The sequence below is a fragment of the Leptospira ryugenii genome (genome assembly GCF_003114855.1).
GTDB classification, from domain to species: domain Bacteria; phylum Spirochaetota; class Leptospiria; order Leptospirales; family Leptospiraceae; genus Leptospira_A; species Leptospira_A ryugenii.
In genome coordinates, this window is sequence record NZ_BFBB01000002.1 from 184,770 (window position 1) to 205,504 (window position 20,735).

Annotated in this window: 19 protein-coding genes; all 19 read left to right on the forward strand. The window is 35.6% G+C overall.

Translation table 11 applies throughout. The features are described from left to right. The first annotated feature begins 56 nt into the window (after positions 1 to 56). The 19 genes from DI060_RS01530 to DI060_RS01620 all read left to right on the forward strand — a co-directional run bounded on the left by DI060_RS01530 (position 57) and on the right by DI060_RS01620 (position 20,734). Positions 57 to 2,093 (forward strand): LTA synthase family protein, encoded by a 2,037-nt coding sequence (locus DI060_RS01530; RefSeq protein ID WP_167836876.1) that lies wholly within the window; start codon positions 57 to 59, stop codon positions 2,091 to 2,093. A 63-nt stretch (positions 2,094 to 2,156) separates the two neighbouring features. After that, positions 2,157 to 3,464, forward strand: coding sequence for a nucleotide sugar dehydrogenase (locus DI060_RS01535; RefSeq protein WP_108972987.1), 1,308 nt, complete (start codon positions 2,157 to 2,159; stop codon positions 3,462 to 3,464). Positions 3,465 to 3,466: 2 nt separating this feature from the next. Beyond that, positions 3,467 to 4,525, forward strand: coding sequence for a glycosyltransferase family 2 protein (locus DI060_RS01540; RefSeq protein ID WP_108972989.1), 1,059 nt, complete (start codon positions 3,467 to 3,469; stop codon positions 4,523 to 4,525). An 11-nt stretch (positions 4,526 to 4,536) separates the two neighbouring features. Beyond that, entirely contained in the window at positions 4,537 to 5,037 is a 501-nt protein-coding gene (locus tag DI060_RS01545; protein WP_108972991.1) for an acyltransferase, read from the forward strand. Between the two features lie 75 nt (positions 5,038 to 5,112). Next, the gene (locus DI060_RS01550) at positions 5,113 to 6,108 is read left to right on the forward strand and encodes an NAD-dependent 4,6-dehydratase LegB (RefSeq protein ID WP_108972993.1); all 996 of its coding nucleotides are present in this window, start codon (positions 5,113 to 5,115) and stop codon (positions 6,106 to 6,108) included. A gap of 26 nt (positions 6,109 to 6,134) precedes the next feature. Then, positions 6,135 to 7,268: a LegC family aminotransferase gene (locus DI060_RS01555; RefSeq protein ID WP_244594247.1), complete on the forward strand. Its 1,134-nt coding sequence runs from the start codon at positions 6,135 to 6,137 to the stop codon at positions 7,266 to 7,268. A 17-nt stretch (positions 7,269 to 7,285) separates the two neighbouring features. Next, positions 7,286 to 8,371, forward strand: coding sequence for an N-acetylneuraminate synthase (gene neuB / locus DI060_RS01560; RefSeq protein WP_108972995.1), 1,086 nt, complete (start codon positions 7,286 to 7,288; stop codon positions 8,369 to 8,371). Beyond that, the gene (locus DI060_RS01565; protein ID WP_108972998.1) at positions 8,368 to 9,027 is read left to right on the forward strand and encodes an acetyltransferase; all 660 of its coding nucleotides are present in this window, start codon (positions 8,368 to 8,370) and stop codon (positions 9,025 to 9,027) included. Before neuB ends, DI060_RS01565 begins: the two co-directional genes overlap by 4 nt. 59 nt (positions 9,028 to 9,086) lie before the next feature. Continuing rightward, on the forward strand, positions 9,087 to 10,523 hold the full coding sequence (locus DI060_RS01570; protein WP_108973000.1) for a hypothetical protein: 1,437 nt from the start codon (positions 9,087 to 9,089) through the stop codon (positions 10,521 to 10,523). Between the two features lie 12 nt (positions 10,524 to 10,535). Further along, positions 10,536 to 11,594, forward strand: a complete 1,059-nt coding sequence (locus DI060_RS01575; protein WP_108973003.1) for a nucleotidyltransferase family protein — start codon at positions 10,536 to 10,538, stop codon at positions 11,592 to 11,594. A gap of 6 nt (positions 11,595 to 11,600) precedes the next feature. Next, positions 11,601 to 12,593 carry a Gfo/Idh/MocA family oxidoreductase gene (locus DI060_RS01580; protein WP_108973005.1) on the forward strand — a complete coding sequence of 331 codons (993 nt, stop codon included), beginning with the start codon at positions 11,601 to 11,603 and terminating at the stop codon, positions 12,591 to 12,593. Beyond that, entirely contained in the window at positions 12,583 to 13,818 is a 1,236-nt protein-coding gene (locus tag DI060_RS01585; RefSeq protein WP_108973007.1) for a class I SAM-dependent methyltransferase, read from the forward strand. The genes DI060_RS01580 and DI060_RS01585 overlap by 11 nt, the downstream gene beginning before the upstream one ends. A 5-nt stretch (positions 13,819 to 13,823) precedes the next feature. Further along, the gene (locus DI060_RS01590) at positions 13,824 to 14,816 is read left to right on the forward strand and encodes a glycosyltransferase family A protein (protein WP_108973009.1); all 993 of its coding nucleotides are present in this window, start codon (positions 13,824 to 13,826) and stop codon (positions 14,814 to 14,816) included. Positions 14,817 to 14,852: 36 nt separating this feature from the next. Beyond that, positions 14,853 to 15,347: a class I SAM-dependent methyltransferase gene (locus DI060_RS01595; RefSeq protein ID WP_108973011.1), complete on the forward strand. Its 495-nt coding sequence runs from the start codon at positions 14,853 to 14,855 to the stop codon at positions 15,345 to 15,347. Between the two features lie 545 nt (positions 15,348 to 15,892). Next, entirely contained in the window at positions 15,893 to 16,771 is an 879-nt protein-coding gene (locus tag DI060_RS18845; protein WP_135354968.1) for a hypothetical protein, read from the forward strand. Beyond that, positions 16,768 to 18,045, forward strand: a complete 1,278-nt coding sequence (locus DI060_RS01605) for a hypothetical protein (protein ID WP_108973015.1) — start codon at positions 16,768 to 16,770, stop codon at positions 18,043 to 18,045. Before DI060_RS18845 ends, DI060_RS01605 begins: the two co-directional genes overlap by 4 nt. A 6-nt stretch (positions 18,046 to 18,051) precedes the next feature. Then, entirely contained in the window at positions 18,052 to 19,200 is a 1,149-nt protein-coding gene (neuC, locus tag DI060_RS01610; RefSeq protein ID WP_108973017.1) for a UDP-N-acetylglucosamine 2-epimerase, read from the forward strand. Further along, positions 19,197 to 20,075, forward strand: a complete 879-nt coding sequence (locus DI060_RS01615; protein WP_108973020.1) for a formyltransferase family protein — start codon at positions 19,197 to 19,199, stop codon at positions 20,073 to 20,075. Before neuC ends, DI060_RS01615 begins: the two co-directional genes overlap by 4 nt. Further along, positions 20,072 to 20,734: a PIG-L deacetylase family protein gene (locus tag DI060_RS01620; protein WP_108973022.1), complete on the forward strand. Its 663-nt coding sequence runs from the start codon at positions 20,072 to 20,074 to the stop codon at positions 20,732 to 20,734. The genes DI060_RS01615 and DI060_RS01620 overlap by 4 nt, the downstream gene beginning before the upstream one ends. Position 20,735 lies beyond the last annotated feature (1 nt).

The following is a 20,735-nucleotide window of genomic DNA, read 5'->3' on the forward strand; positions in this document are numbered from 1 at the left end:
AAAATATCTTAAATCAAAGGGTTTCCCTGATCTTACTTGGAATTTTCCTTTTTGGTATGATCATTAAGTTATTTTTACTTTTAGATTTTCCTGGTCCTTTTATCATGCAAGATGAGTTTGAATTTAAACAAAATGCTTTTCTTTTATTTTCGAAATGGTCTTACTTTGATTTTCACCTAACTCCATTTTATTCTATTTTTCTTATCCCATCTTTCTTATTTAATAACTTTTACCTTGTAATGAAAATAAGTAATATTTTCATTACATCTCTCGTTGTATATCCAGTATATTCGATTGCCAACCAAGTAGGAACCCGGAATAGCGCAATTTTAACAGCATTTTTATCACAGTGTTTACCATTTCAATTTGTCTTCCCTAATTTGATAATGAGTGAAAATCTCTTTTTGTTTCTTTTTTTGTTAACAGTCTACTTTTTGCTGAAATCAATTGAAAACGATCTAATTTTGTATGATATCATATTCGCTTTTTTATTAGGATTTTGTTACTTAACACGTTACTTTGCGATAGTGCTTTTCCCTGTTTTCCTTTTAGCCTGGTGGTTGAGGGTATATCCCTTTGACTTCGACAATTTAAAAAGTTTGGAATTCTGGAAACCGAGATTACTTAGATTTTCTTTAGTTTGTTTTATCTCTTTTAGTTTTTTTCTATTTTGGACTGTCATATCGTTCAGGGAAATTTCCTATTTAGCAAAGGATTATTTTAACCCTGCTCTCTTAAGTCAGGCGAGACATTTAACGATTCATCCCTTGTTGAATTTATCTGCCTGGTTTCTAAGATATTTTCTTTATTTCGTTTTAATGGTTCTTCCATTCGGCACACTAATTTTGATGCAACTTTTCACAAAACATAAAAGTCCTCAGCACAAACGTTTCCTTTTTTTAATCCTATTGATTTCCTTCGGAATGATTGGGTTGGCCACCTGGCACATGCGAGAGACAAATTTAGAAACCTCTGGTTTGAGAGGGAGGTATATCATTTATTTATCTTTTCTGTGGCTTCTGTATGCGTTTTCAGGAGAGGTTTTTAAATCTAAGGTTTTTGGATTAAAAATAGGATTACCTATCACCATTATTTTGTTATTCCTAATGTTTCAGCAATTAATACTCGTTAAAGGTAAGTGGTTCGCAATCGATTCTGGAGTATTCTTTCAATCATTCAATGTGCCAGAATTGTATCTTTTTTACTCCTTTCCCAACTTATATCCAACTCTCGTAATATTTGCAAATTTATGGATCTTCCTCCCTATCGCGAGACAGAAGTTTGGAGTTGCACTGATCACCTTACCCGCACTAATCTTTTCATCTTTAGGTCTCGTGGGATCAATGGATATCTTCTTGAACAAGACTTACATAGCAAATTTAGATGTTTTTAGAAGAATAGAAAAAGTGGAATCTGGACTCATCCGAATTTATAACAATTCATCTGATATGAACCATCGTTTTTTTATCGAAAGGTATTTCCCCTTCTTCAATATTTCTTCTGATCGTGCTGAAATTGTGGAAATAAACGATGTATATAATGTAAAGAAAGCCGGTTTTCTAGTGAGCGAGTTGAGATTTCCCAACCAGAAAGAATTATTGACAACTCATGGTCGTTTTGTTTATTCTCTTCCGTTCCCAAAAGAAAAAGAAACTCCCTTCATTGATTTGTATTCGAAATTTCCTGAGGCAAAACTCTACGGTTTAAAAGACTTTGAAGCTCCCTGGGGAAAGTCAATATTCCAATTGCCAAACCGAATTTTATTTATGAGTCCAGAAACTAAAATTGAATATCAACTCAACTTTCCAAAGAGAAAAATGATAGAGTTTGAAAGTTTTGTAGAATACCATACTCTTTCCAAAAATTGGAATGTTAGTGATGGAGCATTTGTAAAGGTTCTGATCAAGAAGAATAAAGAAATCTTACTTGAAAGATCAATAGAGATAAAACCAGAAGATAACTCTAGGAAATTCAGCTTCGCATTTCAGAATGAAACATCTAGTAGCTTAACTTTTAGCATAGAAACGACAAACTTGCCTGGAAAGAATACTGATGGCGACTGGATTATGGTTCGAGAACCCATGATTCGATAGATATGTTTTCTTTCCTTATTTAATTATTTTTAAAGTTAAAAGAAAAAGTTTAGGATTTTTCCAATGAATCAATACCAAGAAAAATTATTTCAAAAAATCGAATCTTCTGAATTGGCTATTTCCGTAATTGGACTTGGCTATGTAGGCTTACCATTAGCTCTTCGATTTTTAGAAGTAGGTTTCCAGGTGTACGGTATAGACTCGGATGAGAGAAAGATACAGGCGATATCAACTGGAAAGACTTATATAAAACATATCCCAAGCGATAAATATGATGTTTATCGCAAGAATGGTAAATTCCAAGCTACTTCAAATTATGAATTTGTCGGAAAATCGGATGTTATCATAATCTGTGTTCCAACACCTCTGACTCTTTATCGAGAACCTGACCTTACATATATTCTTCAGACTATGGAATCTTTATTTCCCCATCTGAAAAAAGGGCAATTTATTTGTTTAGAAAGTACTACATATCCTGGTACTACCGAAGAGGTGCTACAACCATATTTAACCAAGTCCAAACTCACCTGTGGGTTGGATGCATTTTTGGCATTTTCACCAGAAAGAGAAGATCCTGGAAACCAAAAGTTTACTACACAAAACATTCCTAAGGTTGTTAGTGGAGTTACAAGCAGCTGTAGAGAAATAGCAGCCCGATTGTACACTAAAATTGTTGACCAAGTTGTTGAAGTTTCATCCACAAGAACTGCAGAGATGACTAAACTTTTGGAAAATATACATAGAGCCGTAAATATTGGTTTAGTGAATGAAATGAAAGTTGTCGCTGATAAAATGGGTATAGATATCTATGAAGTGATTCGTGCTGCTGCAACGAAACCATTTGGTTTTGTGCCGTATTATCCTGGTCCCGGTTTAGGAGGACATTGTATTCCCATAGACCCTTTTTATCTTACTTGGAAGGCGAGAGAGTATGGTGTTCATACAAAGTTTATTGAGCTTGCCGGAGATATTAATAGTTCGATGCCAAATTATGTAATTGAAAAGATAATTTATGGATTGAACAAGTCTGAAAAATCATTAAAGAAAAGCAAGATCATCGTTATCGGTGTTGCTTATAAAAAAAATATAGATGATTTGCGTGAATCCCCGTCACTTTTCGTTATACAAAAATTATTAGAATTGGGGGCAGAGGTATTTTATCATGATCCTTATATTTCTGAATTTAATGAACATGGCATTCAGTTAAAAAATTCTGATTTAAGTACCCAATTGATTGATGAATCCGATTGTGTAGTAGTAATCACGGATCATGATTCAATTGACTATAATCTTTTACTAGAAAGATCAAAGTTGATTATCGATACCCGTGGTAGGTATAAGTCAGCTTTAGAAAAGGTTATCAGGGCGTAAATATGTTAAACGGTAAACTTGTCGCGGTTGTCATTCCAGCTTATAACGAAGAAACACAAATTGTAGGTGTCCTAAATACGATGCCTAAATTCGTAGATAATATTTTAGTAATTAATGATTGTTCTACTGATAAAACAAAAGACGTAGTCCAAAATTATATAAAAAATAAAAAATTACCTGACAACTCAAATCGATTGAATGCCAAAATTGGCGATCTTGTTATGAGTAATGAGGAGATTCATCGGTTTGTACCGTTTGAATTAATTTTCGAGCCCAAACAAAAGGTAATTCTTGTTAACTTAAAGAAAAATTCCGGTGCAGGTGCTGCAGTGGGATTAGGTTATAAAATTTCCGCTATTTTAGGCTTTTCCTGTGTAGGGAAAATGGACGGTGACGGTCAGATGGATCCTTCTGAGCTAGAATCTCTATGTCTTCCCATAGTAAATGGAGAGGTAGATTTTGTAAAAGGGAACCGACTAATTCATAGCAGTGCGTGGTTGATTATTCCGAAAATTAGGTATATAGGAAACTCAATTCTATCAATTCTTACCAAAATTGCATCAGGATATTGGCATGTCTCGGATACCCAGACAGGTTATGTGGCGATTTCCGAAAAGGCACTGAAATCTCTCAGATTGTTTGATATATACCCTAGATATGGTTACCCTAATGATCTATTAGTCAAATTGAATATTGCTTTCTGTAAAATTAGAGAAGTTGAGATTCGACCCGTCTACAATGTCGGTGAAAAATCAAAAATGAAAATTCATAAAGTGATTCCCAAAATTAGTATATTATTGATCCGTTCTTTTTTTAAGAGATTATGGTTGAAATACTTTTTTCGAGATTTTCATCCATTGTTTTTGCTATATCATTTCTCCTTTTTCTTGGCAATTATGGATATCCCATTTATCTACAGAATTGTTAAGGCAGTTATCTACGGAGAGGAATGGTCTTTTGGGACTTTATTATTTTTCACCTTCTTATCTATAAGTTCTTTTCAATCTCTATTGTTTGCGATGTGGATGGATATACAAGACAATGAGAGACTTTATAAATAAATGGAGACTCGATGAGTTTTTTTCAACGATTTTGGGGTCAAATTCCAATCAGTGAAAAATCAAAAGGACTAAAAATCTTTCGAGCATTTTTCAATCGTGTTTTACATCAATTTGCTCGGCTAGTTCCTTTAACACCTGGGCTTAGAGTTTTCATTCATCGATTGCGTGGAGTGAAGATTGGAAAAAATGTATTCATTGGAACTGATGTTTTTATCGATGATGCAGAGCCTGATCTAGTCATCATTGAAGACGAAGTAACCATCATTGCTCAAACTACAATTTTAGCTCATTCCTATTATCCATTTCATCTTCAGAGATTTCTGACGAGTGCATCACAAAAGAAAGGCGTTCGTTTAGAGAAGGGATGTTATCTAGGCTTAAGATCCACTGTATTGCCAGGGATTGTCATTGGAAGCAATGCAATAGTAGCAGCTGGAAGTGTTGTTACGAAAGATGTGAAACCTGGCACTTTAGTAGCGGGTGTTCCTGCAAAGCAGATTAAACGTTTTTAATAAGATCAATCTGCCTGGTGTTTAAAAATAAGATTTAATATTTTTTATCTAAGGAAAATTAAAAGTAAAAAGCGTATGAAAGTATTGGTAACAGGTGCTGAAGGATTTATTGGCTCTCATTTGGTAGAGGGGCTTGTGAAAGAAGGCTTTGAAGTAAAAGCATTTAATTTATATAATTTCTCGAATTCTTGGGGTTGGTTAGAGACACTCAGTAAAGATACTTTAAAATCAGTTGAGATATTTTCAGGTGATATTCGAGATCCGTATGGTATCAAACAAGCAATGAAAGGTTGTGATTCGGTATTCCATTTAGCCGCATTGATCGCGATTCCATTTTCTTATCATTCACCCGATACCTATGTAGATACGAATATCAAGGGAACCTTGAATGTGATACAAGCCGCAAAAGAGTTAGGTATTAATAAAGTGATTCATACTTCAACGAGCGAAGTATACGGGACTGCGAAATATGTTCCTATAGATGAGGATCATCCATTGCAAGGACAGTCACCTTATTCAGCGAGTAAGATCGGCGCCGACCAGCTAGCTCTCTCTTTTTTTGCATCTTTTGGAACACCCATTTCAGTAGTACGCCCATTTAATACTTATGGCCCAAGGCAATCTGCACGTGCAGTTATTCCAACAATCATCACACAGATAGCAAATGGTAAAAAAGAAATTAAGCTTGGTAAGATTAGCCCTACAAGGGATTTTAATTTTGTTAAGGACACTGTTAGAGGATTCATTGCCGCTCATAAAAGTCAGAAGTCAATCGGTGAAGTGATCAATATTGGAAGCAACTTTGAAATCAGCGTTGGAGATACTGCGCTCTTGATTGCTGAGCTGATGGGAACCCAAATAAATATTATAACAGATGAAGATCGACTTAGGCCAGAGAAAAGTGAAGTGGAACGTCTGTGGGCTGACAATCGTAAGGCATTAAATTTATTAGATTGGAAACCACAATATGGTGGATTGGATGGTTTCAAAAGGGGACTCAAGGAAACCATAGAGTGGTTTAGTTCTAAAGAAAATTTATCTCGTTACAAAGCAGATATTTATAACCTCTAAACATTCAATTTTCAGAGTAATTTCATTTGGAAAAAAAAATAGAATCACTTATAAGAGATTATTACCAATCAAATGGTGATATTCCTCTCCATGCACCAATCTTTCAAGGAAACGAGAAGGCATATACTACCCAGGCAATTGATTCTACATTTGTATCGAGTGTGGGAGTCTTTGTAAATGAATTTGAAAACAAAATTGCTACTTATACAAACTCGCAATCGGCAGTCGCAACTGTAAATGGTACTGCCGCTCTTCATGCTTCTCTAGTTTTATCAGGCGTTAAATCAGGTGATTATGTTATCTCGCAAGCACTGACATTCGTTGCAACGTGTAATGCGATTACTTATTTGGAAGCTGAGCCGATCTTTATTGATGTAGATATAGAAACCCTTGGATTGTCTCCTATTGCTCTCGTTAATTGGTTGAATGAAAATGCTGAGATTCGTGACTCAAATTGCATATATAAGAAGAATGGCAGAAAGATCGCAGCCTGTGTGCCGATGCATACCTTTGGTCATCCTTGTAAGATAGATGAGATTCAAAAAATTTGTTATGATTGGAAGATCGAATTGGTGGAGGATGCTGCTGAGTCACTAGGAAGTTTTTATAAAGGGCAACATACAGGAACATTCGCTCGATTTGGAACACTATCTTTTAATGGAAATAAGATCATCACTACTGGTGGGGGTGGTATGATTCTTTCAAAACTCGAGGATGGTAAGTTAGCAAAGCATATAACAACTACTGCAAAAGTACCACATAAATATGATTTTTTCCATGATCAAATCGGCTATAATTATAGAATGCCGAATCTGAATGCAGCTTTGGGTCTTGCTCAATTGGAACAATTGGAATCATTTTTAATACAAAAAAGACATTTAGCTACGATCTATGAGACTTTCTTTAAAGGTACAGAGTTTACATTTATTAAAGAACCAACGCATGCAAAGAGCAATTATTGGTTGAATGCAATTCTCTGCGAGAATGAAGAGAAAAAAAAACATTTACTCATCACATTGAATCAGTCGGGTATTTTTTGTAGACCAGCTTGGAAATTAATGAGTTCATTGCCAATGTTTCAAAACTGTATCTCCGATGGATTAAGAAACTCGAAATGGATAGAAGAGCGTCTCGTGAATCTTCCTAGTTCTGTAAAGTAAGATGGTGTAAAACATTGATGGAATCTCAATTAACTCAGACATTTATTATTGCTGAAGCCGGAGTGAATCACAATGGCTCATTAGAAAAGGCAAAGGATCTTGTGAAAATAGCCAAAGATTCTGGTGCCAATGCTGTCAAATTTCAAACCTTTAAAGCTGATTTATTGGTAACAAAGAGCGCAAGAAAAGCTGAATATCAAGTTAACAATACAGGAAAGGATAACTCTCAGTACCAGATGTTAAAGGAACTTGAGTTAAGCGAAGATGATCATTTTGTACTTTTTGAACTAGCCAATTCTCTAGGGATAGAGTTTCTCTCTACTCCTTTTGATCAGGAAAGTCTTTATTTTTTGATTCATAAACTTGGGCTAAAACGGATCAAGATATCATCGGGAGATCTGATCAACGCACCTTTTTTGTTCGAGGTCGGAAAATTTGCTGAAACAGTGATTCTTTCTTCGGGTATGGGAAACTTAGCTGAGATAGAAGAGGCATTATCAATATTGACTCTTGGTTTTTTAAAAGATTCTTCTGTGGGAATTAATAGAACTTCTCTTATGCATGCGCTTGCTTCTGAAATTGGCTATGCGGAGTTAAAAAGGAGAGTTACAATTTTACACGCAACTACAGACTATCCTGCTAAATTTAGCGATGTAAATTTAAAGGCGATGCAAACTATCCAAAGAGCTTTCGGTTTGGATGTTGGTTATTCAGACCATACAGAAGGGATTCATGTTTCAGTTGCAGCTGTTGCTATGGGAGCGAAAGTAATTGAAAAACATTTCACGGCTGATAAAACGCAAGAAGGGCCAGATCATTTAGCATCTTTGGAACCTAAAGAACTAAAATCCTTAGTTGATTCTATCCGAGACATTGAGTTATCTCTTGGAACGGGAATGAAACTCCCTGCTCCTTCAGAAGCTCAAAATGCTGAAGTGGTTCGGAAAAGTATTGTTGCCAAAAAGGCAATCCGAAGAGGGGAACGGTTCTCCTCTGAAAACCTAACAATAAAAAGACCCGGCACAGGCATTCGGCCGATCGAGTTTTGGAATCTTATAGGTAAAGAATCAAATCAAGACTATATAGAGGATGATCTGATTTGAATCTAAAAAAGGAAAGAGAGACTCTTTTGGTAGCTTGCGGAGGACACGGAAGAGTTGTGTTGGATAGTTTACTGCAGGCAGGGATTCCTGTTTCCGGGATTATAGATAGAGACCTACCGAAAGGAACCGAGGTATTTGGAATCAAGGTTTTAGGTGATGATAGTGAGCTATCGAAATTCTCCAAAGACAATCTACAAGTAGCCAACGGATTTGGATTTACAAAATCTCTTTCTCTACGAGTAAAAAAATTCGAAGAATGGGAATGTTCCTTAATCTCCGTACAAGGAATCATTCATCCTCAATCGATTATCAGCTCTTTTGTTCAGATAGATCGATCTGCTCAGGTTTTGGCTGGAGTGATTATACAAAATTCGGTTTCGATCGGAAAGAATGTCGTAGTCAATACAGGATCAATTGTTGAGCACGATGTTGTCCTTGGTGATCATTCCTTTGTTTCACCTGGAGTAACGATATGTGGTGGGGCAAAAATAGGGATCTCTTCCTTTATCGGGGCAGGTTCTGTCGTACTTCCTGGCGTGGCAATAGGAAATGATTGTATTATAGGCGCAGGCTCTATTGTAAATCGTGATGTAGAGAATGGAACGATTGCTTTTGGAAATCCAGCCCGAAGCCGTAGATCCGCGCCAAAAGGATAGCCTCCCTGAATTCAAAAGAATATCTCACCTTTGTTAATGAAATCGAAGATAAATTTCCTGTGAGCAACTGGAAGTATGATGGGTTTCATATCTGGCCAATCGTCCGTGTAGGTATGATATCTTATCTAGATGACATTTCAAGATCGATACACTCCCTTAGTCTTTTCAAAAATTTTTTATATATATTGAAGGACTTCATTGGGTATTTTAAGATTAAAATCTTTGATAGAAGAAACGAACAAATGAACGTTTCTGTAAATCCTCCCTCAATTTCATTTTTTACAAGTGCGACATTTCGCACGGAAACTATCGACCAGAGAAAATTTGATAAGTTTACTGATTCACTAGGTTATTTTTTAAAAAGGAAACAAATTTCATATTCTGTATTTGAAACTGGATATCGCGGAGATTTTCGCTACCCTCGTTACTTTCCATCAAAAATTTTGTCTCCTTTTATCCTTCATTGGATCGCAATCAAATCATTGTTCCTTGCAAAGTTTCCGAAAGAATTGAATGAACTCAAAGGTTTGGATGATCTTTATTCCTATTTAAAAAAATACTCCGATTTAATGAGTATAAATGATTTTCGCTCCTTACTAAAACGGGCACTTTTGATTAAAAATTGGTCTGAGTACTTGAAAGAAATTTTAAAAAAGGAAAAACCTAAACTCGTGTTTTTGAATGCTAGTTATGGTCCTTTTGGAATGGCGATCTGTTTGGCTTCCCGTGAATTGGGAATAACTAGCGTTGATGTGCAACATGGGGTTTCCGGTAAATACCATTTTGGATATGGTTCTTGGCACAATGTGCCGCAAAATACAGGTTATGAGGTTTTGCCAAGAGTATTTTGGACTTGGACGAAATTCGACTATGATGCCATTCGAGAGTGGACCGAAGCTTCTGCAAATGTTCATGAACCGATTGTTGGTGGAAATCCATTCCTTAGTCTTTTTAAAATTGAATCAAGTTTATCCTTGGTTGAAGACGCAAGAGTGAAGCTAAAAGAGAACTTCAAATCCCAATGGAAAAATGTTTTGATTACTCTTCAACCTCACGATAAACTTCATCCTATCCAAAAAAAGATCATTGAGTTTAGGATACCAAACGTTCGCTTCTGGATACGTTTGCATCCTGATATGAAACGAGAAGAGAAAGAAATTTTACGCACCCTTAGTGAATTGTCGGGAGAAATCGAGACTGACCTGGCAAATAGTCTACCGCTTTACACGTTACTCGAATGTATGAACCTTCATATAACTAGTTCGTCGGCTACAGTTTTTGAGGCACAGCAATTTGGCGTGCACACCCTTATCTGTGATTCAAATTCATCTTATTTCTTTGAGGATGTAATTAAAGAGGGAATGGCAAGCGTAATTAAAGAAGATGAAATCTCTGAAATCAAAATCAAAGAATATTTGAATATAAAAAGTGATCAAAAGCAAAAATCTACAGATATCGAAACAGCGATAAATACTCTCGTAAAAAAATTTGTTTAACACCGTAATTAAATGATAGCAATAGCAGAAAACCACACCGTCACGAAGAATGAAACTCTAAAGTCAGCTTTAGCTAAGATCGACGCAAATACTTTGGGTATAGTTTTTGTAGTCGAAAATCAAGTATTGATTGGTTCATTAACTGACGGTGATATTCGACGAGCTCTTTTGAAAGGAATAGATCTTAACCAATCCATAGCAGAATCAATGAATCATCATCCCATTACTTTTCATGAGATGGATTATGACAAAGATAAGTTGAAGGAATATGCAAATCGCCATGTTATAAGTGTAATCCCAATCGTAAATGAAGCGGGAAAGTTGGTTGGAATCTATGTAAATCGAGAGAAAGAAGAGACCCACTTTACTGTGAAAAACGCTTACGTGTTTATTTTGGCAGGAGGGTTTGGTACTCGCCTAGACCCGTTCACAAAAATTCTTCCAAAACCACTGATACCATTTGGCGACAAACCAATTCTTGAGCATATCATGGATGAGTTTGCAAAGTATGGTTTTTCAAAATTTATTCTTTCGTTGTTTTATAAAGGGAATATCATAAAAAACTATTTTAGCGATATCCAATCTTTTTCAGAGATAAGCTACGTAGAGGAACAAACTCCTTTAGGAACAGGTGGTAGCCTTCAGCTGATTAAAGATAAGGATATTAAGACCCCTATAATAGTTGCTAATTGTGACAACATTATAAATATAAATTTTGAAGAGTTCTACAACTATCATCTAAAAAATAATTTTTCCGTAACTATTTTAGGACTTCGAAAAAATTTCAAAATTCCCTATGGTGTTATCAAATCCAATGGTGTTGATTACCTCAGCATGGAAGAAAAACCCTCTTATGAACTTGTTATCAATACAGGTTTTTATATCATTAATCCAGAAGTGATTGATTTGATTAGAGATGGGGAGGCAGTTGATATGCCAAGTTTGATAGACCGTGCAAAGACTAAGGGTGCCAAAGTAGGGGTCTATTACTCTGATTCAAATTGGTTTGATCTTGGCCAATGGGAAGAATATAGACAAACTGTTGAGCATTTTAAGAAACTAGGTATATAAGAACCTATGGCGCTAAATCAGGAAAAAAGCGATATTCTTGTAATTGGCTGTGGCTATATGGCTCTCGAATACCATAAGGTTTTGCAAACCTTGGGATATTCGGCTACTTATCTTGGAAGAGGGAAGTCAAAAGCTGATTTATTTTTCGAAAAAACTGGAGTTCATCCTCTACTTGGTGGCATTGAATCGGTTCCGGTAGCTGAGCTAACAAAATATAAATTTGCGATAAACTCAGTAAACATAGAGAATTTGTACACCAGTTCTGTACAACTCTTAAAGGCAGGTATAAAGTTTCTTTTAATTGAAAAGCCCGGAGCTTTAGAACTGACTGAGTTGAAAGAATTGCAAAGCCTTGCAACTGCAATGAATGCTAAAGTTTTCATTGCCTATAATAGGCGTTTTTATTCCTCAGTTGCTTTTATTCAGAATTACATTCGATCTGTAGAGCCAGTCGAATCTTTTCATTTTGAATTCACTGAGTGGACGCATTTGATCAATCCTGAAGATTATTCACCCTCAGTGATGAAACATTGGCTGCTATCTAATTCAAGTCATGTTATTGATCTTGCATTCCATTTAGGAGGGTGGCCAAGTCAAATGGCTGCTTTTTCTAAAGAAACAAGTGTTAATTGGGCTGATCAATCTAATTTTGTTGGATCAGGTATCTCGGAAAAAGGTGCTTTATTTAGCTACCAAGCAAATTGGATTGGACCCGGACGATGGTCAGTCGAGATCATAACAAAATCAAAACGATTTTTTCTGAAACCCATGGAAAAACTATTCGTGCAAAACTCTGGGTCTGTGAACTTAGAAGAAATTACTATTGATAATCAAAAAGACTTAGATTATAAACCGGGATTGTATCAAATGGTACAATCTTTTTTATCTTTAAACGAGAGCGAGCTCTGCACTTTAGAGAATCAAATCAAACATTTTGAAATATATTCGATGATTATGACAGGAAAACATAGATTAAACGAGGAAAAATATGGCATCTAAGAAAATAGATAGATGTAGAATTTGTTCATCAACTGATTTGGTTGGTATTTTGGATCTAGGAGAGCAGTATTTTACAGGTATATTCCCAAAATCAAGAGAAGAAGATATTCCTAAAGGGAGATTGAAATTAGTAAAGTGTAACCATTGTGGTTTAGTTCAATTGGAAGACTCCTTTGATCTAGATTTACTTTATGGTAAGAATTATGGTTACCGCTCTGGCTTGAATCAGTCTATGATTGCCCATTTAAATAATACCGTTAAGAAAATTAGTGAGTTTATCTCTTTGACTCCTGGTGATCTTGTGCTTGATATCGGGAGCAACGATAGTACATTACTGCAAGCATACCCGAAAAATGTTGATTTAGTTGGGATTGATCCTACTGGAATTAAGTTTAAAAATTTCTATCCAGATTACATTAGATTGATACCTGAATTTTTCAGTAAAAAAGCATTCACAAACCATTATCCTGATCGAAAGGCAAAGATAGTTACCTCCATTGCTATGTTCTACGATTTAGATAATCCAACACAATTTATGCAGGATATTTATGATATTTTAGAAGATAATGGTGTTTGGTATTTTGAACAAAGTTACCTACTTTCAATGCTTGAAACTAACTCATATGATACGATCTGCCATGAACATTTGGAATACTATGCCCTAAAACAAATCAAATGGATGACCGATAAAGTTGGATTCAGAATTATCAGCATCGAAATGAACAAGGTAAACGGTGGAAGTTTTTCAATTTTAGTTTGTAAAAATAATGCTAGTTTCCCAGATAATTCTTCGGTAGTAAATCAAATCCTAGCCAATGAGGAAGCAAAAGGAATCAACGGTTTTCAGGTTTATAAAGAATTCAATCAGAGGATTGAAGAGTACAGGGAAAAATTAAAATCGTTTTTAATAGAAAAAAAGAAAGAAGGGAAATTAGTAATCGGTTACGGAGCTTCTACAAAAGGCAATGTGATTTTGCAATATTGCAATATTACAGAGGAGGAGCTCCCATTTATTGCAGAAGTGAATCCCGATAAATTTGGAAGTTTCACACCGGGAACTAAGATCCCAATCATTTCGGAAAAGGAAGCGCGTGAGATGAATCCAGATATATTTTTGGTTCTTCCTTGGCATTTTAAAGATTCAATCGTTGTTCGTGAAAGAGAGTTTCTCCAATCAGGTGGAAGGCTTCTATTCCCTTTACCATACCTAGAGCTACTGTATTAAAAAAGATGAAAGATCACTCAGATAAATATAATACAATTTTTAGAAAGTATTATAAGGAGCATCAGCTTGTGGATCGATTTTTAGATGATCCAGAGCATGCAATTGATGTCATTATTCCGATTATGCATACCAATGAACTTTGGGAGGCAAATCTACATTCTATTTATAGGGAAGTACCGGTGAATCGTTTGTTACTTGGTGATGGAGGAGCAATTGATGATTCACTAGATATAGCCAAAAAATTTCCTAGAGTCGTTGTGTTAGATCAAAAGAACTTCAAATCTTTGGGATATTGCATTCGCAATCTAATCGAAAATGTAGAGACGGAATGGTTTGCTTATTTTCACTCGGACGTCTATTTGCCGGAGCAATGGTTCGATAAAATGTTGCCATACCAGAAATCTTTTGATTGGTATGGTTGTCCTATGCGGCATACGATCATGGTTGATTATCCTGGCGAAAATAATATTCGTCCCTATGCCGGCACCCAAATAGGCCGCAAAGAAGCTTTCCGAGAGAATTTACATACGATTGATGATGACTATGTGTACAGACAAGAGGATTTCGTGTTTGAAAGTCTTGTGGAAAAAGGTGGTTATAAGAATGGAAAAGTCGAAGATACCTTTCACTATCACCAAACCATGTTTCGTCCTTCCAAATGGATGGATCTCAAGGTAAAGAATGTTTCCATAGATGTGAATAGGAAAAAAGAAGAAATCATTCGTTCTGCCGACATGCAAGTAAGAGGAGTGATAAAATATCTCAAACCAAATCGCTTCTATGCATTTTGGATTATTCCTAACTTTGTAGAACTTCTAGAACATGGGGAATTGAACTGGTCTGAATTCAAAGCTTGGACCAAAAAAACCAATCCAGAATGGTTGCCATACTTAAGTTATTTTAAGATCAGACTTGTCCATCTTTGGTTTAGCCCATCGATCCGGAAAAACATTAGGGATTGGATTACAAAAGTCTTTTTTAGACAAAAGATTCAATAGCCTCACTATTATATATTAATTTAAATAAGGAAAGTTATGAAAGTATTAGATGTCGGTTGTGGCGATGCAAAAGTTGAAGGAGCTATAGGAATGGATATTGCTCCATTGCCTGGAGTTGATGTTGTGCATGACTTGTCGAAGTTTCCATGGCCTTTTGAAGAAAATTCTTTCGATAAGATATATCTATTGAATATTATTGAACATCTAAATTCTCCAATAAAGGTGATGGAAGAAGTCCATAGGCTTTTGAAGAAAGGTGGAGAGGTTCACATCGAGGTTGTATACTGGAATCATAGGCATTCTGTTAGTGATCCTCAACATGTTACGTTCTACAATGAGACTACCTGGGACTTTTTTTTAGGAAAGAGGAAAACATATTATACCTCAGCAGTTTTTGAAATGGTTAAACTAGAGTTTATCTATGACAAGATTGCCAAAATTGTCTTTTTGTATCAAAAATGGCTAATGAATTTAGCATCTTACTTTCTATGTAATGTAAAACAAGGTATGATCGTTACTTTAAGAAAGTAAAATAACGTCCGATTTATTTTTTTATGAGAAAAAGAGCCTTCATTTTTGTTCAGTTCCTGAATTTAGCTTTGGTTTCGTACTTTTGCCTAGTTGAAGATTTTACTGAAATTAAATTTTTGCAATACTTTGCTATCTCTTGTATCACTTTAATATCAGTTAGTCTGTTTCTATATGCCGCAAACTTTTTCGAGCAAAATTTAGAAAATTTAGCCTTAATAACATTTTCTACTTTTTTTGTAATTTCATTCTTTGAGATTACTTTTGGGATTCTTCCCTCATTGATTCCCACTCATTTAAACTTTCTGTTAAAAAATGATAGGTCAAAAACGCAAAAGTCCAGTGAAAGCATTTTAGAATATTTTGAAGAGACACCCTTTGTTAAATTTAAAGGGAACACGATTGTTAGGTCAGCTGGAAATTACGGCCCAGACACAGACTTTGAGTACAGCTGGAAAACGGACTCTCTAGGATTCAAGAACGAGGAGAGACTCGTAGAAGAGAAAAGAATCGATGCTATTTCGCTCGGAGATTCTTTCACCGAGGGAATGGGAGTCAAATTAGAGGAAACGTATCCATACCTGCTTAACAGAAAAGGCTTAAAAACTTATAATTTAGGCGTACAAGGTAGTGCGCCTGTTCAATGGCTAGGTTACTTTCGCAAATTTGGTATACAAATGAAACCTAAGCTTGTTTTGATAGGTTATTTACCTACGGTTTATGAAAGAGAATCAATTTTTTTTCATAGAACGAACCAGGAGCTTCCCTCCGCGATTGGCAGGATTGCAAAAAGGAATAGAAGATTCGAAATTAGAAATCAGGTACATTTCGTAACTACCGCTATTATTTATTATACAACTTCCATTATCTTGCCAGATCTATTGAACCAATATGGTAATATAGCTTGTATGGTGGATCCTCGGTTATCAGACGATCCTCGCTGTTTATCTAATACACAAGTAGAAGGAAATACCGAATTTACGATACCGTATTTCTCTCGGTATAAGTCAGAATATGATCGAGTAAAGAAACTTGATGATCCTAATATTATTATAAATTCCAGAGAATGGAAGAGTATGTTGGATCAATTTCTATTGGTTAAGAGAGAAAGCGATAAAATTGGAGCCAAAGTATATATAATCTTTTTCCCACATCGAGAGATAGTCTACTTTGAAAGGGCCCTGAATAAACCACTACCATCTCCAAATTTTTCATCAGTGGAAGAAGAGCATTTGCAGCGTTTTGCCGTTGAAAATAATATATTTTTTCTCAATAGTATTCCTATTTTTCGTGAGTATATCAAAACGGTTGACTCAAAAACTCCTTTAGAAAACTACCCCTTTCTTACAGTTGATGGACATTTGTCGAAACTGGGCAATAGCTTATTAGCTGACTTTATTTTTAATAATATTAAAGATAGAAAATGAGATATGCTAATCGGATACTAAATGGATGGAGACAGTATGATAGATTTACTGAATCTCTCTATGGTCGATATGAAAGCAAAACCATTCAATATATTTCTTTTTGCAGGAACTTATATGTTGCCTTTTTAGAATTCAAAAGAACCTCTGAAATATTAGAATTTGGATATTTTATGATCCTTTTGTTAAGATCTATAATTTATCATTTTTGTTTCAATCCAATCCTAAGTGATAAAGCTAAAGTAGTGATAATCGAGGTTAATGCTAGTCAGGATTCCGAGCTTGCCGCACATGCAGGCATCTCTTTAGTCAGAATAGAATGGAAATTTGATTCCGCTAGAGAAATATTATCGAAAATTCGAATTTTCTTTGAATGGATACTCTGTGCGCGCCTGCTACTTTTGGGGAATGATTTAAAAAAGTTTTATTCCTTTAAAACTCTTCCAGAATTATTACTAGGAATAAATTTATATAATAGAATAGATCTTTCTGGAATCGAAAAAATAGTTACGCAACGAGATCGCTATCCAGAAGAAATTGGAATATTGAAAAAAGCAAAAGAGCTTGGGATCAAAACATTCAAATTTGATCATTTTTTAGCGTTGGGAACTGTAAATCAAAACCGGATTTTTTGTGAATATTATCTGTATCCGAATCAAATTAATGCAAGCCACTTTAAAAAGTTTGAGGCCAACAAGGATATAAAATACTATGAAGTTGGTTTTCCCTATTGGGATGCATTTGCAAAATTTCGATGGAAACCCGAAAGAAATCCAAAGATCATTACCTTTTTTTCTCAGTATGGCAATAGTTTAGGGATTTTTGGACCCAAAGGACCGTACTTTTATATCCAAGAGATTCTAGAAACAATTGATGATTCATTTTTGCTCCTGGTTAAACCACATCCGATTGAGTTGAAAAACGGCTTTCCTACATTTAAATCTAATCGAATACAAATAGTCGATGGTAAAACTGTCTCAAATCCAGAGCTAATTTCAAAGTCTTGTTTTGTGCTTTCTTTAGCTTCGCAAGCTCTGATAGAGGCAAAACATATTAATCCTCAGTCAGCCTATATCAATTATGAACCAGAACATTCGCTTGATTGGGATTATAGTTTGTTAAATGGTAAGCTTGAATTGATTCGATCACGTAAGGAACTACGAGAATTTTTATATGAAAAAAAGGATTTTATATCTTGTGAAGAATTTATTGATTTCTTTCATCCAAGTTTTCCAAATTCTCTCGAAAAAATCACAAAAGCAATTCATTCGATATAACTCTTTATGAAAGTCGCCGTTGTTACAGCAAGCAGAGCCGAATATGGCCTATTATTACCTCTTTTGCATCGCTTAAAAAATGATCCATTTTTTACCTTACAGCTGATTGTCACTGGGATGCATTTGTCTCATGAGTTTGGCTTAACTTACAAGGAAATCGAGAAAGATGGTTTCACCATTCAAAAGAAAATAGAAATGGTGCTCTCATCCGACACACCGACAGGTATTGCAAAATCAATGGGTTTAGCAACGATTAGTGCTTCGGAATGCTTTGAGGAATTGAAGCCAGATATATTAATTCTTTTAGGTGATCGCTATGAGATTCTGTCGTTTGCATCAGCTGCAGTAGTGGCAAGGATACCAATTGCTCATATCCATGGTGGAGAACTTACAGAAGGTCTAATAGATGATCCTTTTCGTCACGCGATTACAAAAATGTCCTATCTACATTTTTGTGCCATGGAGACTTACAAAAAGAGAATCATCCAAATGGGTGAGGAGCCCAATAGAGTGCATGTGGTTGGAGCACTAGGTTTAGATACTATCTACTCAATGGATTTTTTAAACCAAAATGAATTGGAAGAAAAATTAGGCATTCGCTTTAAAAGTCAAAATGCAATCGTGACATTTCATCCTGTTACTCTTGAAGACCAATCTGCCGAGAAGCAATTTAGTGAGCTATTAAAGGCAATCGAGACATTAGATGATACATTTATAGTCTTTACAAAACCAAACTCGGATACCGATGGCCGTATCATTATTGATATGATAGATAGATTTGTAGGTCGTTTCCCAGAAAGATCGGCAGGGTTTACTTCCTTAGGCCAAAAAAATTATCTTAGTCTGATGAACTTTGTGGATTTGGTGATCGGTAATTCTTCTAGTGGGCTTTTAGAAGCGCCCTATTTTAGAAAACCAACAATTAATATAGGTGATAGACAAACTGGAAGATTCAAACCTGAATCTGTGATTGATTGTTTGCCTGAATGTGAATCCATTTTATCTGCGATCAAAAAATCGAAAAGTCCAGAATTCAAAGCAGTTCTAAAAAGTTTTAAAAATCCTTTGGGTGATGGGAAGGCTACTGATCGTATCATTTCTCATCTGAAAGTTACTAGCTTACAAACAAAAAAGAAATTTTTTGACTTAACATGAAAATTATATTCATTGGTTCCGTAATTTTTTCTAAGTCGGCATTAGAAGCTATCATTGAATTAGGTGGTAATGTTGTTGGTATCGTAACAAAAAATGAAGCAGGCATCAATGCAGACTACGCTGACTTAACGAATGTAAAATCATCGATACCATTTCATTTTACCAAAGATGTAAATAGTGTAGAAACAATTGGATGGATCCGAGACAAATCAGCGGATGTAATCTTTTGTTTTGGTTGGTCCTCACTGATAAAGACTGAACTTTTACAACTGGCCCCACTTGGTGTTGTTGGATTTCATCCTGCAGAGTTACCTCGCAATAGGGGACGTCACCCCATCATTTGGGCCTTAGTTTTGGGCTTAACAAAAACTGCTTCTACATTTTTCTTTATGGATGAGGGAGCAGACAGCGGTGATATCCTAAACCAAAGGATGATCAAGATAGAGTATGAAGACGATGCTCTTTCCTTATACAATAAGATCACACAAGTAGCTATTTCTCAAATAAAGGAATTTCTACCTCAATTAAGCTCTGGAAATTTTCCACGTGTAAAACAAGATGCTTCCGTAGCAAACACATGGAGGAAAAGGGGTCCGAATGACGGTAAGATTGACTTTCGAATGGGATCAAATGCGATTTACAATTTAGTAAGAGCGCTAAGTCGGCCTTATGTGGGTTCTCATGTGGAAATACTAGAGCAACAGTATAAGGTTTGGAAAGTTAAAGAATTAGCAAATTCTAACTTAAACATAGAACCCGGCAAAGTTTTGGAGCGCTCAAATAATACTTTAATCATAAAGACGGGGGATGGGGCAATAGAACTTATTGAACATGAATTGCCTGTCGATTTAAAAGTGGGAGATTACATTAGATGAAATCACTGTTAGTTGTCTCTCCTCACCCTGACGATGAGACTTTAGGTGCAGGTGGGACTCTCTTAAAAATGAAGTCCCAAGGTAAGCCTATTTATTGGTTAAATATTACTAATGCCTCGATAGAATACGGCTGGCCAAAAGACTTTGTAGAGAAAAGACAAAAGGAAATCCAAGAAGTGGTGGATCAATACAACTTTGATGGATGGGAGAGTTTGGATTTAAAACCGGTAGAGCTTGACCAATATCCGACATCAACAATAGTAAGTAAGATTTCGGAGAAGATTAAACTTTGGGAACCTGAATCGATCGCAATACCTTGGAAAGACGATCCTCATTCTGATCATAAAATAGTTTATAATGCGCTAATATCTGCCACAAAATCATTTCGCTACCCATTCATAAAACGTGTTATGGCAATGGAAATTCTCTCCGAAACAAATTTCAGTGACGAAGATTCATTTTCAGCTAACTACTTTCATGATATCTCGGGATTCTTGGAAAAAAAAATTGAGATCATGAATCTCTTTAAATCTGAAATGGGAATACATCCTTTCCCGAGAAGTGAAGACGCAATCAGATCGCTAGCAATTCTTAGGGGTAGCCAGTGTGGGTTCAGATATGCGGAAGCTTTTAAAATATTGAAGTTAATTGAAGACTAAG